The sequence below is a fragment of the Nitrincola salilacus genome (genome assembly GCF_046271865.1).
Taxonomy (GTDB): domain Bacteria; phylum Pseudomonadota; class Gammaproteobacteria; order Pseudomonadales; family Balneatricaceae; genus Nitrincola; species Nitrincola salilacus.
In genome coordinates this window covers 4,381,414-4,393,659 of record NZ_CP176580.1, presented here as the reverse complement: position 1 = coordinate 4,393,659, position 12,246 = coordinate 4,381,414, and the positions used below count along the sequence as shown (strand labels likewise).

General features: G+C 54.8%; 12 protein-coding genes. 1 reads left to right on the top strand and 11 read right to left on the bottom strand.

All coding sequences use genetic code 11. From position 1 onward, the window contains the following. Window positions 1–244: 244 nt before the first annotated feature. From ACK3CJ_RS20210 to ACK3CJ_RS20190, 5 genes are all read right to left on the bottom strand, one after another. A complete protein-coding gene (locus tag ACK3CJ_RS20210) occupies window positions 245–613 on the bottom strand; it encodes a helix-turn-helix domain-containing protein (protein WP_409523995.1) in 369 nt (122 codons plus the stop codon). A gap of 123 nt (window positions 614–736) precedes the next feature. Beyond that, entirely contained in the window at window positions 737–1,612 is an 876-nt protein-coding gene (gene fghA / locus ACK3CJ_RS20205) for an S-formylglutathione hydrolase (protein ID WP_409526629.1), read from the bottom strand. Between the two features lie 233 nt (window positions 1,613–1,845). Next, window positions 1,846–2,958 (bottom strand): S-(hydroxymethyl)glutathione dehydrogenase/class III alcohol dehydrogenase, encoded by a 1,113-nt coding sequence (locus ACK3CJ_RS20200; protein ID WP_409526628.1) that lies wholly within the window; start codon window positions 2,956–2,958, stop codon window positions 1,846–1,848. A 141-nt stretch (window positions 2,959–3,099) separates the two neighbouring features. Further along, complete coding sequence (locus tag ACK3CJ_RS20195; protein ID WP_409523994.1) at window positions 3,100–4,158, bottom strand: CobW family GTP-binding protein; 1,059 nt, start codon at window positions 4,156–4,158, stop codon at window positions 3,100–3,102. 40 nt (window positions 4,159–4,198) lie between these two features. Further along, the gene (locus ACK3CJ_RS20190; protein WP_409523993.1) at window positions 4,199–5,086 is read right to left on the bottom strand and encodes a LysR family transcriptional regulator; all 888 of its coding nucleotides are present in this window, start codon (window positions 5,084–5,086) and stop codon (window positions 4,199–4,201) included. A 254-nt stretch (window positions 5,087–5,340) separates the two neighbouring features. Here ACK3CJ_RS20190 and ACK3CJ_RS20185 point away from each other — a divergent pair, with 254 nt between their 5' ends. Further along, window positions 5,341–6,498, top strand: a complete 1,158-nt coding sequence (locus ACK3CJ_RS20185) for a GlxA family transcriptional regulator (RefSeq protein WP_409523992.1) — start codon at window positions 5,341–5,343, stop codon at window positions 6,496–6,498. A gap of 41 nt (window positions 6,499–6,539) precedes the next feature. Here the strand turns inward: ACK3CJ_RS20185 and ACK3CJ_RS20180 are convergent, their stop codons facing one another. The 6 genes from ACK3CJ_RS20180 to ACK3CJ_RS20155 all read right to left on the bottom strand — a co-directional run bounded on the left by ACK3CJ_RS20180 (window position 6,540) and on the right by ACK3CJ_RS20155 (window position 12,239). Continuing rightward, entirely contained in the window at window positions 6,540–7,151 is a 612-nt protein-coding gene (locus tag ACK3CJ_RS20180; protein ID WP_409523991.1) for a histidine phosphatase family protein, read from the bottom strand. Window positions 7,152–7,161: 10 nt separating this feature from the next. Next, complete coding sequence (gene phnE, locus ACK3CJ_RS20175) at window positions 7,162–7,989, bottom strand: phosphonate ABC transporter, permease protein PhnE (RefSeq protein WP_409523990.1); 828 nt, start codon at window positions 7,987–7,989, stop codon at window positions 7,162–7,164. After that, window positions 7,986–8,771, bottom strand: a complete 786-nt coding sequence (gene phnE / locus ACK3CJ_RS20170; protein ID WP_409523989.1) for a phosphonate ABC transporter, permease protein PhnE — start codon at window positions 8,769–8,771, stop codon at window positions 7,986–7,988. Before phnE (ACK3CJ_RS20170) ends, phnE (ACK3CJ_RS20175) begins: the two co-directional genes overlap by 4 nt. Beyond that, a complete protein-coding gene (gene phnC, locus ACK3CJ_RS20165; RefSeq protein WP_409523988.1) occupies window positions 8,759–9,514 on the bottom strand; it encodes a phosphonate ABC transporter ATP-binding protein in 756 nt (251 codons plus the stop codon). Before phnC ends, phnE (ACK3CJ_RS20170) begins: the two co-directional genes overlap by 13 nt. 88 nt (window positions 9,515–9,602) lie before the next feature. After that, on the bottom strand, window positions 9,603–10,622 hold the full coding sequence (gene phnD / locus ACK3CJ_RS20160) for a phosphate/phosphite/phosphonate ABC transporter substrate-binding protein (RefSeq protein WP_409523987.1): 1,020 nt from the start codon (window positions 10,620–10,622) through the stop codon (window positions 9,603–9,605). 249 nt (window positions 10,623–10,871) lie between these two features. Further along, window positions 10,872–12,239, bottom strand: coding sequence for a sigma-54-dependent transcriptional regulator (locus tag ACK3CJ_RS20155; protein ID WP_409523986.1), 1,368 nt, complete (start codon window positions 12,237–12,239; stop codon window positions 10,872–10,874). Window positions 12,240–12,246: the final 7 nt, after the last annotated feature.

Genomic DNA, 12,246 nt, shown 5'->3' with positions numbered 1-12,246 from the left:
TATCAGAACAGTTATACCAGCAAGTGCGCTGCAGACCGATTCCCTGAAAGGGGTAGGGGGTGGGGGTAAAGGGGGTAGAGGATATCGTTGTGCTCTGGTTTCGCAGTAGTGATCGATGAGCCGGAGGGTGCAAACACCCCGGAAGTCGCCCCGGAAGTTGAGCGCCTACTCATAATGTTCAAGTTCAGCCAGCCTTTCATCTATAGCGGAGATGTTGCGGAATTCATCTACACCGAAGAGCTGATTAGACATGAACTTGAGGCGGTTTGATCAATGACTCAGCTGGAATACCCAAGCCTTCGTGGAGTTTCCAGATCATTTTCAAAGTCAGCGAACGTTTGTGGTTAAGTATCTCGTAAACGCGATTGCTTTTGCCGATCATTGGCTCAAGATCTTTTACCGTTAAACCTTTGCGCTCCATCTCGAATTTGATTGCTTCTACGGGATCAGGCAAGTCCATCGGGAAATGCTTCGCTTCATAAGCCTCGATAAGAGTGACCATAACATCCAGCTTTTCACCTTCTGGCGTATCAGGTTCTGCCACCATCAGGTGCTCAATCTCTTTTAATGCCGCGCGGTAGTCGGCATCAGTTTTAAGCGGTTTGATATCCATTGTATTTACCTCATGTCTACCTTTTCGGCACTTAAATCGTTTGCGCATCAATCTTGTCATACTGGGCGTGGGCGGCAACAAAACAATCCAGCCAACATCCCTGTCGACCCTCCCCACCTGTAATCAACCCTTCAGATACCGCGCATGAAAGCGCAGGTGTTCCTCAATGAAGCTGGCGATGAAGTAGTAGCTGTGATCATAGCCTTCCTGATAGCGGATCTCGGCCGGGTACTCGAAGTTGTTGCAGGCGGTTGCGAGCAGTTCGGTTTTCAACTGCTCGGCCAGAAAACCATCGGCGCTGCCCTGATCCACCAACATCGGCAGGTGCGGCGCGCCGGCACGGATCAGTTCGACGCTGTCGTACTGTTTCCAGAGTGAGCGGTCTTCGCCCAGATAGTGGCTGAACGCCTTGACTCCCCAGGGGCACTCCATCGGGTTGACGATGGGCGAGAAGGCGCTGACTGAGGTGAAGTGGAAAGTGTTACGCAGTGCGATCACCAGAGCACCGTGGCCGCCCATGGAGTGGCCGCTGATGGCGCGTTTGTCGGTCAGGGGCAGTTGGCTCTCGACCAGCCCCGGCAGTTCGCGGGTGATGTAGTCATACATCTGATAGTGCTTGTGCCAGGGCTCCTGAGTCGCGTTGAGATAGAAGCCTGCACCGAGCCCCAGATCGTAGGCTGCATCCAGATCATCCGGCACTTCTTCGCCACGTGGGCTGGTGTCGGGGATGATCAGTGCCAGGCCCAGCTCGGCGGCAACGCGCTGTGCGCCGGCCTTGGTGCTGAAGTTCTGGTCGTTGCAGGTCAGGCCAGAGAGCCAGTACACAGCCGGTACAGGTTTCTCGGCACTGGCGTTGGGTGGCAGATAGACACTGAACTGCATGGCGCAGTTGAGGGCTTTTGAGTCGTGTTGATACTGGTTCTGCTGGCCACCAAAGCAGCGGATACTGCTGAGCAGCGTCAGCTCTGTGGATAAGTCGTTTGCAGCTTGAGCGGACATAATTTCACCTGTTAAGGGTTGCTGTATGAATGACGACATGAAAACGGCAGCTGTTGACTGGTCGATCATCTGTCGGCTGCCGTGGTAGAGAGCATACGCCATTACCTGAATCTGTGAATGCATGGCGTATCCCGGAGGTCTTGGGCGAGTGTATGCCGCAGGGATGCGGCATTTAAGCCTACAAGGATGTATTCACGGCGTCTCGCCCAAGGGCATCCGGGGTATGTCTTGGATCAGTAGTGGATCACGGTACGAATCGATTTGCCTTCATGCATCAGATCAAAGGCTTCATTGATCCGCTCCAGCGGCATGGTGTGGGTGATGAAGGTATCCAGTTCATACTCGCCGTTCATGAAACGATCCACATAACCGGGCAGTTCGCTGCGGCCCTTAACGCCACCAAAAGCGCTGCCGCGCCAGACGCGACCTGTCACCAGTTGGAACGGTCGGGTGGAGATCTCCTGACCGGCACCAGCGACACCGATGATCACCGATTCACCCCAGCCTTTGTGGCAGCATTCCAGTGCCGCACGCATCACATTGACGTTGCCGATACACTCGAAGGAGAAGTCGACACCGCCATCAGTCATCTCGACAATGACATCCTGAATCGGACGGTCATGTTTGGCTGGATTGACGCAGTCGGTCGCACCCAGTTTACGTGCGATCTCGAATTTCTCTTCGTTGAGATCGATCGCAATAATGCGGCCCGCTTTGGCTTGTACAGCACCGATAAGCACCGCCAGACCAATGCCGCCGAGACCAAATACGGCAACGGTATCGCCCTCTTTTACCTTGGCGGTGTTATGTACGGCACCCATACCGGTGGTAACGCCACAACCGAGCAGGCAGACCTTCTCCAGTGGCGCTTCCTTGCTGATCTTGGCCAGGGAGATCTCCGGCACTACGGTGTGCTCAGCAAACGTTGAGGTGCCCATGTAATGGAAGATCGGCGTGCCATTTTTGGAGAAGCGGGTGGTGCCATCCGGCATCAGCCCCTTGCCTTGCGTGGCACGTACTGCCTGACACAGGTTGGTCTTGCCGGAGGTGCAGAATTTGCACACGCCGCACTCAGCGGTATAGAGCGGGATCACATGGTCGCCGACCTGCAGGCTGGTGACACCTTCGCCGACCGCTTCTACGATACCGGCCCCTTCATGGCCCAGAATCGCCGGGAAGATCCCTTCCGGATCATCGCCAGACAGCGTGAAGGCATCGGTATGACACACACCAGTGGCAACGATACGAACCAGTACCTCGCCCTTCTGCGGCGGCATCAGATCCACTTCTTCAATACTCAGTGGCTGGCCCGGCCCCCAGGCCACGGCCGCACGGGTTTTGATCATATCCATCTTCTCTCCAATGTGTTGTCAGCTGTTCTAATCAATTACCCCAGAGGGTGAACGGACCATTATAGAATTTTCCAGACCCGCTGATTGCGGGCTATGTTGAAATACACTGTTGCTGAGTAGAAATAATCCGGTATCTCAGATATTACGATAAGGTGAGTTCACTCCCAGGGTGGCTATCTCAATCAGTCTAGTCTCGATTGCGTCCCAGTCCAGCGGTGCTCTGGCGATGATCTCCACGCGGGAGTCGCGTCGATAGCTGATGGCATCAAAGCTGATCTCGTCACCCACCCGATTGAAGAATACCCAGGGGTATCCCAGGCGAAAGGCACCTTTAAGGCGCTCGATACCCTGCAGTGAGCTGATAAAGGCCTCCAGCTCATCAAAGGGAAAGATATCGTCGGGGTGGAACACCCAGCCACAACTGTAACGTTCCAGCCCTGAATTGATCTGGCGTACCGGTTTGCAGGGCAGGGGAGCATTCTCGTGGTCGTGGTCATGTTTATGGTCATGAACGTGACCCGCATCAGCAGTATGATGTGTGGTTTCATCGGCATGCCGGTGGGCATCAGGAAACTGAGCCCTTAGCTGCCCGGCGCTGACATAGTCCAGCAATGCCGGCTCAATCCGGCCCTGCTCTGTTGTCAATATCACCTGTTTGGGTGGGAAAATATCGGAACACAGGTCTGCAAAGGCTGTTTCGGCAGCCGCATCCGCTTTGTCCATTTTGTTGGCGATCAGCACATCGGCCAGATTGATCTGATCTCGAAAGGTTTCACTCTGAGTCACTTGAGGGTCCAGCAACTGGCGAGGGTCAATCAGGCAGATTGTGGCACGCAGATCCAGGCGATCACTGAAGAAGGGCTTGCGCAGTGTATCCAGAATGCCCGCCGGATGGCCCATGCCGGTCGGTTCGATGATCAGACGATCAAATGTCTGCTGCTCCAGAAGTTGGTTCAGGCTGCGTGTCAGTTCAGCACCGAGCTGGCAACAGACGCAGCCACCGGACAGTGGCGTGATGTTGATATCGCCCTGAGTGTCGAACGCCATCTCATCCACACCGACCTGCCCGAACTCATTGACGATAATCGCCCAGGTTTCATCAGCAGGTTTGAGTGACATCAGGTGGCGTATGGCTGTGGTTTTGCCAGCACCGAGAAAACCGGTGATCAGATTGGTGGGGAGACGTTGCGACATTCGTGATCCTGTAGGGTTGGGTAACATCAGCAGATGTGTGTTACCCCTGGTGTTTGGTTTTCTCTATCTCTTCGACCAGAAAGTCGATGAACATGCGAACTTTGGGTGACAGATGGCGGTGGCGAGGGTACACGATCCAGACGGCTGAGTCCTTGAACTGGAAATCACCCAGCACCGGAATCAGCTCACCTTTCTTGATATGTTCTTCGACATAATAATCTGGGAGCTGTGTCAGTCCCAGCCCCTTCAATGATGCGTCCAGCAGTGCCAGCCCCGAGTTGCCGTGCCAGCGGCCACTGACGCGCACTTCCCTGCGCACCCCCTTGTCGGAGAAGATCCAGCGGTCGCGCGAGCCAACCAGACACTGGTGTTTATTCAGATCCTGCAGGGTGCTGGGTGGTGAAAAACGCGAGAAATATTCGGGTGAACCGACCACGCGCTCGTTTCTGTCCCACAGCCGGCGTGCGATCAGAGAGGAGTCTTCCAATACCCCCATGCGAACTGCCAGATCATAACCCTCCTCAATCAGCTCCACCCGGCGGTTGGTGAAGTGTATGCGCACCTCCAACTGAGGGTGCCGCAGCATGAAATCGTTCACCAGCGGTGCAATGTAGCGCTCACCAAAGGTGGTGCCTACAGTGAGCTTGAGCACCCCCTTGGGGCTGGATTGCATATCGCTGATGGCGGCTTCTGCTTCACGAAAACCATCGAACATATGTCGGCAGTGCTCGTAGTAGATCTGCCCGGTTTCGGTCAGCTTGATCTGTCGGGTGGTGCGATAGAGCAGTTGCGTGCCCAACTGTTGCTCAAGCTTCACGATCAGACGGCTGATATGCGAGCTGGATACGTTGAGATGACGCGCCGCGGCAGAAAAGGTGCCGAGTCTCACGACTTCAACAAAGGCTTCGATACGATCCCAACGGTTCATCAGCAGTCTCGCTAGATTGACTCAACAATGATTGTTGCTGTGTGACAATAGTGATTTTATGTGTGGCTGCGAAATAAAACATGCCTGAGAGCGACATTTGTTCTATATTAGCGGCTGGACGTGCCCAAAAGCGACATCGAGGTCGGGAGAATCTTTCACAGTTCTCATCAGACACAACAACAATAAAAAAGTCTCTCATCAGAGCCATGATGCTCTGGAAGATAAGATTGATATCAAAACCCGGAGTCCAGCCCATGTCATCAGCATACCACGGCGCAAACGAGAGACGTGAAGCGCCACCCGCTGTCGTAAAACCCAAAAATGTCGGCTTTCTACTGCTCGAAAACTTTACACTGATCTCCCTTGCTTCGGCAATCGAACCCTTGCGCATGGCGAATCAACTGGCCGGCAAAGAGCTGTACCAGTGGTTCACGCTGACATCGGGTGGCGTACAGGTTCAGGCCAGTGATGGCTTGAGCGTCACTCCCGATGCCGCCATGGAGGAACCGTTGGGGCTGGATATGGTGATTGTCTGTGGCGGTGTTGCACCGCATCGCAGTGCCCGCAAGGAGCATCTGGTCTGGTTGCAGCAGCAGGGCAAACATCACCGTCAGCTCGGCGCGATCTGTACCGGTAGCTGGGTGCTGGCCAAGGCTGGTCTTCTGGATAACTTCGAAGCCAGTGTTCACTGGGAGTGTCTGGCGGCGATGCATGAGGCCTTTCCCCGTGTCGAGCTGACATCCCGCCTGTTCAGTATTGACAGGGATCGCTTTACCTCATCCGGTGGCACGGCACCACTGGATATGATGCTCAATATCATCGCCAAGGATCATGGCAAGGAGCTGTCTGCCGGTATCTCCGACATGTTCATCTATGACCGGGTGCGTGGTGAGCAGGATCAGCAGCGCGTGCCGCTGAAACACGTACTGGGCACCACGCAGCCGAAACTGCTGGAGATAGTCGCACTGATGGAGGCCAATCTGGAAGAGTTGCTGACACTGGACGAACTGGCCAACTATGCGGATGTATCGCGGCGTCAACTGGAACGTCTGTTTCAGAAGTATCTTGATTGCTCGCCATCGCGCTATTACTTGAAGCTGCGCTTGACTCGTGCGCGTCAGTTATTGAAGCAGAGCTCTTTGTCGATCATTGAGGTGGCCTCGGCCTGCGGCTTTGTATCAACACCCCATTTCTCGAAATGTTATCGGGAATACTTCGGGATTCCACCGCGTGATGAGCGCCTGGGCATTCATCAGGCCTCGACTCGTGCCGTTCCCGATCCCGCACAGATCCTCGAACAGACTCAATTGCCGCTGATGCAGGGTGTTATCAGCGATCGAGTATCAACTGCGATAGCGGCGCTGGCGCAGGCCAAGGATGAGCCCACTTTTGCGAGTGTCGTTCTACGCTGAGTTGTGTTGAATGAGAGAAGCAGGGCGTATCAATTACGCCCTTAACTTCCTAGATTTTCCAGATCAATGATGCCAGTCGGTAACAGCGGCTCACGCTGACGATGCTGACCCAGAGGTTGTTGCTCCAGCGAGGTCAGCAGAATCTGCAATGGGTCGCCGTGGCTGACCAGCAGCAGGGTTAAGCCTTCATGTTGGGCTTCGAGTCGTTCGATAACAGATCGCATGCGTAGTGCGACGCTGTCGAGTGTTTCCACCAGATTGATCTGCAATAACTCACGCTGTGTCTGTGCCTGCCTGCTGGAATCGCTTTCGGCCTTATCCAGTGCCCAGACCTCGTGATAGTGCAGATCAGCCTTACCCTCATACACTCCGAAGTAGCGTTCACGCAGCCCTGTATCAGACGTCATGATAACGTCGAAATGCTCTGCTACATATCGTGCTGTTTCGGTGGTGCGTAAAAAGTCCGAGTGCACAATGGCATCGGGTCGAGGCCATTGCCAGCTTGCTGTCAGCTGTTTGAGCTGTGTATGCCCCTCTGCCGACAGGCCATATCCACCAACACCCTGCTCAGGGTCACTGATGATCAACCCGGCTTCATTGGCCAGGCTGTGTCCATGACGCATCAGCAGGTATCGGTTGCGAAAGGGGGGCATGTACTTCTCCTCAGATCAGACGTTTGCGAACATTAACAACCAGCAGTTCGATCAACAGAACCACGACAAAAATCGCGGTCAGTGCCATGGCAACCTTGGGCCATTGGAACAGGTTCATGGCATCACTCAGTACCACTCCAATACCGCCGGCCCCGACCAGTCCAAGGACTGCAGACTCGCGGACATTAATGTCCCAGCGAAACAACACCACGCTGTAGAAGGCCGGTTTTGCCTGAGGCCAGTAGGCCTTGAGCAGCACTGATGCTGGTGATGCGCCGGTCGCCTTGAGCGCTTCGACTGTTCCCATGTTGACCTCTTCCAGCGCCTCGGAGAAGAGTTTGCCAACAAACCCCACCGAGCGCAGCGCCACCGCCAGCACACCAGCCAGTACACCAGGGCCGAATATAGCCACGAACAGCAGTGCCCAGATCAATGAGTTGACCGAGCGTGAAGACACCAGGAAAAACTTGGCGATCCAGTTCAGCCATAATGACTGAACAATGTTACGAGCATTTAACAGCGCCAGAGGAATCGCCAGCAGCAGACTCAACAGTGTGCCCAGGGTAGCGATGTGCAGCGTGTCCAGCATGGCACCATGAATCGTGGTGGGGTAAGCCGCGAAATCCATCGGCCACATGCGGGTGAACATGTCGGCCAACTGCTCCGGAGCATCATACAGAAACTCAGGGATGATCTCGACGGTGCGCAGTGAAGCAAAAAAGGCCGCCAGCACCACCAGATACACCATATAGCGAGCAGTGCGTTCGGCAGCGGTAAAGCGTTGCCATTTCGGGTTTCCACCTGTCTTTGTGCCGATAGATGCAGATGAGCTGTTCATTGGAAGATCCTCCGCACCAGATTGGACAGGGCTTCACCGACCAGAATCAGTGCAATGATGGTCAGCAGAATGGCAGTGACAAAGTCGTAGTCGAAGCGTTGGAAGGCTGCGAACAGAGTGCCACCGAGGCCACCTGCACCGACGATCCCGACCATGGTTGAGTTACGCAGATTGGAATCAAGCTGATAGATCGAGAAACCGATAAAACGAGAGAACACCTGCGGCAGAACGCCGAACAGAATGGTGCTGGCAAAGCTGGCACCGGTGGCTCGGATCGCTTCAACCTGCTTGAAGGAGATCTCCTCGATCGCCTCGGCAAACAGCTTGGCAATAAAGCCCACTGAGGCGACTATCAGGGTCAGAATACCTGCCAGCGCGCCGAAACCGACCGCCTTGACGAACAATATGGCGATGATCACCGGATGAAAAGTGCGGCACAGAGCGATAAAAACACGCACGGGGATGCTGATGATATTCGGCATCAGATTGCGTGCAGCCATCAAGCCGACAAACAGTGAAATGATGATACCGAACACGCTGGCGATGATGGCAATCTGAAGACTTTCGATCAGATCGCTGAGCAGAATCTCCCAGCGGTTGAAGTTGGGTGGAAAGAGGCGATCCACCAGTCGGCCACCCTGTTCCAGGCCCAGAATGAAACGATCCCAGCCGATATCCAGTGTCACAACAGCATAAATCAGATAAACCAGAACACCCAGCCACAGCAGGCGGGAGCCAAGGCTTGGCTTGAAGGGGTTGGCATGGGTTTTTATTGCAGCCATGACTCACCTCCATAGATGGTTTTAAGGTGGTCATCAGTGATGCCGGAGGGTGCGCCATCATAAACCACCTTGCCACCACTCATACCGATCATGCGCTGCGCATAGCGTCGTGCCAGATTGACGTCATGAATATTAACCAGCGTCGGAATGCCGCGATCAGTCGCCAGCGTTTTCAACAGTTCCATGATCTCGACTGATGTCTTAGGGTCCAGAGATGAAGTTGGCTCGTCTGCCAGCAGGATACGTGGTGCCTGCATCAGTGCACGTGCGATCCCGACCCGCTGCCGTTGCCCACCTGAAAGACTATCGGCACGCTGCATGGCAAAATCACTCAAACCCACAAAGTCCAGCAACTCGAAGGCGCGGTCGATATCTTCCGGTTTGAACTTGCGTCGCCAGGCGCTCCAGGCAGACATGTAACCGAGCCGCCCGGTCAGTACGTTTTCCAAAACACTCAGACGCTCAACCAGATTGTATTCCTGAAACACCATGCCAATCTGTCGACGCAGCTCGCGCAGCGAACGCCCCTGAACGCAGGCGATATCGGCCTCCTGAAAAATGATGCTGCCGCTGCTGGGCTGAATCAGGCGGTTGATACAGCGCAGCAGGGTGCTTTTACCGGTGCCGGATGGCCCGATGATGGCGATGATACCGGGCTCGTTAATGGCAATATTGATGTCATGCAGAATGGGTTTGCTGGCGACATAGGCGTGGTTCAGACCACGGATTTCAAGAGCGCTCATGAAGTGTTCCTTCATTTTATAGGCGTGACGACCCCTGAGGCACCCGCAATGGGGCCTCAAGGCAGTAGCGTTGGACAAGTGGGTTGAGTTACTTCTTGGCGGCAGCCGCTTCGCGCTCAGCCAGCTGTTGCAGGCCGCGCTCGGTGTAGGCTGTGCCAGTGGCGTGAGCGATATCGCGGATCACCTTCCAGTCTTCCTGATAGGTGATCGGGAAGAAGCGATCAGCGCCATCGAAGGTTTCCTGCATCTCAACCGGGAATCGATAGCTGAGGAAGGCTTCACGTACTTTTTCAGCCAGCTCCGGGTGCAGATCATGTGCATAACCGAAAGCTGAGGTCGGGAAACGCGCACTGCGGTAGATGATGCGGAAATCATCAGCGCTGACACGACCGGCATCGACCATGCGGTCATACACATCGGATGCCACGGGTGCTGCATCATAATCACCGCTCAGGACACCCATGACGGATTGGTCATGCTTACCTGAGTAGGCCACTTTGTAATCTTCATCCGGTACCAGGCCCATATCTGGAAAGAGTGCACGTGGCGCCAGGTTTCCTGAGTTGGATGAAACAGATGTGTGGGCCACGGTACGACCTTTCAGGTCTTCCATGGTATTGATGTCACTGTCGGCACGGACCAGCATGATCAGGTTGTAGCCCTGAAACTCGGTTTCATAGCCTTTGACCGCGATCGGTACATAACCTGCCAGGTTGACGGCATAGCCAGTGGGGCCAGTCGAGAAGCCTGCAATATGCAGTCGACCAGAGCGCATCGCTTCTACCTGAGCAGAGTTGGAATGAACACTGTAGTAAACCACACGCTTGCCGGTGGCTTCAGACAGATGCTTCTGGAAATCAGCAAACGCATCCTGATAAACGGCAGGATCTTCTACCGGGGTATAGGTGAATACCAGTGTGCTGGGGTCACGCCACTGGCTGGGGTCCTTGGGAGCATCCGCCACCATGTCCTGATTTTCATCACAGTAGCGGTCGTCCAGAGCGCCTTGGTTAGAGCAATCGTTAGCCATCGTGGTGCCAGACATGGCCAGCATCAAGGCACCGGCAGCGGCGAGAACAGGGTTGAGCGTGAGCTTGAATGATCTCATTCAGAGTTTCTCCGTGTTTTTATTCTAATTATCACCATTCCGGGAGGAATGGGTGACACCATCATGCGTCCTGTATCACATAGCAAAAGCGGTGCCAGATCAGTCAAAAAGCTGCGAGATACAGGTATGGGGAGGGTTGGCAGGCTTTTCTGTTGCTGGTGATAGGCACAGTGATATTAGCGGTGGGACACAGGTGTCCCATTGGTAAGGGATAATTGGACGGCATTGGGGCACATATGACCCATCCAATCAGTCCCGAAATTCACCTTTATCCAACTGATACTTCTTCATCTTCCGATACAGGGTTTTGCGTGACATCTTCAGTGCTTCGGCGGCCTTACCTATCTGACCGCCGGAGCTTTCCAGACATTCGCAGATCAACTGACGTTCATACTCCTCAAGACGCTGATCAAAGGGGTCGTGCAATGACGGCTCCTCCTCATCCACTGCAAGGGTTTCCTGCCAGAACAGCGGGCCGTCATTGGATAGCCCCAATACGAAACGGTCGGCAATATTGCGCAGTTCCCGGACATTACCGGGCCAGTCGTGTTGCAGCAGTTTATCGCGCTGGCTCGGGCGCAGGGCTGGAAGAGGGCGATCAAAGCGGATGGAGGCGTGATGGCAATAGTGCTGGAACAGCAGCAGAATATCATCGCCACGCGCTTTCAGTGGCGGCACCTGCAGGCTGGCAACATTGAGACGATAGTAAAGATCCTGACGGAAATGGCCCTGCTCGCTGAGCTGTTGCAGCTCTGATTTACTGGCCGCAATCACACGGATATCCACCTTGATCGAGCGGGTGCTGCCAAGGCGTTCGAGGCTGCGCTCCTGCAGGACACGCAGCAGGCGTATCTGCGCCGTGAGTGGCATTGTCTCTATCTCATCCAGAAACAGCGTGCCGCCATCCGCGGCTTCTATCTTGCCGATCTGCCTATGTGTGGCACCGGTGAAAGCACCTGGCTCATGTCCGAACAGCTCACTCTCAATCAGGTTCTCCGGCATGGCGCCGCAGTTGATCGCCATGAAACGCTTATTACGCCGTGGGCTGACATCATGCAGGGCGCGTGCGACGACATCCTTACCGCTGCCGGTTTCGCCGTAAATCAATGTATCGACACCCGCATTGGCCAGTACCATGATCTGATCATGCAGTTGTCGTATCTGTGCCGATTGTCCGATCAGCTGTTGTTCCAGAATTGCCCGATCATCGCCGTCCAGCCGCTGCTCACGGCGGGCAAGTGCCCACTGACGGTGGCGCTGAGCCTGACGTAACCGCTCGATCAACAGCTTGGGTGGTACCGGTTTTTCCAGAAAATCCACGGCCCCTTCACGCATTGCCTGTGTAGCCATCGGGATATCGCCATGACCACTCATCAGAATCACCGGCAGCTCGGCGTCAAAGTCCTGCAGGTGGCTCAGCAGTTGCAGACCATCCTGTCCCGGCATACAGACATCCGTCAGCACTATCGCGTTCGGGTCCTGTTGCAGGTAAGCGAGCACGCCAGATGCACTGCTGAAGCATTGAGTGCTGAAATCCTCCAGCTCAAGCATCTCGACAAAGGTTTCGAGTACGCAGGCGTCATCATCGACAAGTAGAATCTTGGGTAGTGAAGTCATGGTATTG

What these genes read in the sequence shown, in the direction of transcription:
- ACK3CJ_RS20210 (WP_409523995.1), bottom strand. Translation starts at nt 613, where the DNA reads ATGGATATCAAACCGCTTAAAACTGATGCCGACTACCGCGCGGCATTA.
- fghA (WP_409526629.1), bottom strand. Translation starts at nt 1,612, where the DNA reads ATGTCCGCTCAAGCTGCAAACGACTTATCCACAGAGCTGACGCTGCTC.
- ACK3CJ_RS20200 (WP_409526628.1), bottom strand. Translation starts at nt 2,958, where the DNA reads ATGATCAAAACCCGTGCGGCCGTGGCCTGGGGGCCGGGCCAGCCACTG.
- ACK3CJ_RS20195 (WP_409523994.1), bottom strand. Translation starts at nt 4,158, where the DNA reads ATGTCGCAACGTCTCCCCACCAATCTGATCACCGGTTTTCTCGGTGCT.
- ACK3CJ_RS20190 (WP_409523993.1), bottom strand. Translation starts at nt 5,086, where the DNA reads ATGAACCGTTGGGATCGTATCGAAGCCTTTGTTGAAGTCGTGAGACTC.
- ACK3CJ_RS20185 (WP_409523992.1), top strand. Translation starts at nt 5,341, where the DNA reads ATGTCATCAGCATACCACGGCGCAAACGAGAGACGTGAAGCGCCACCC.
- ACK3CJ_RS20180 (WP_409523991.1), bottom strand. Translation starts at nt 7,151, where the DNA reads ATGCCCCCCTTTCGCAACCGATACCTGCTGATGCGTCATGGACACAGC.
- phnE (WP_409523990.1), bottom strand. Translation starts at nt 7,989, where the DNA reads ATGAACAGCTCATCTGCATCTATCGGCACAAAGACAGGTGGAAACCCG.
- phnE (WP_409523989.1), bottom strand. Translation starts at nt 8,771, where the DNA reads ATGGCTGCAATAAAAACCCATGCCAACCCCTTCAAGCCAAGCCTTGGC.
- phnC (WP_409523988.1), bottom strand. Translation starts at nt 9,514, where the DNA reads ATGAGCGCTCTTGAAATCCGTGGTCTGAACCACGCCTATGTCGCCAGC.
- phnD (WP_409523987.1), bottom strand. Translation starts at nt 10,622, where the DNA reads ATGAGATCATTCAAGCTCACGCTCAACCCTGTTCTCGCCGCTGCCGGT.
- ACK3CJ_RS20155 (WP_409523986.1), bottom strand. Translation starts at nt 12,239, where the DNA reads ATGACTTCACTACCCAAGATTCTACTTGTCGATGATGACGCCTGCGTA.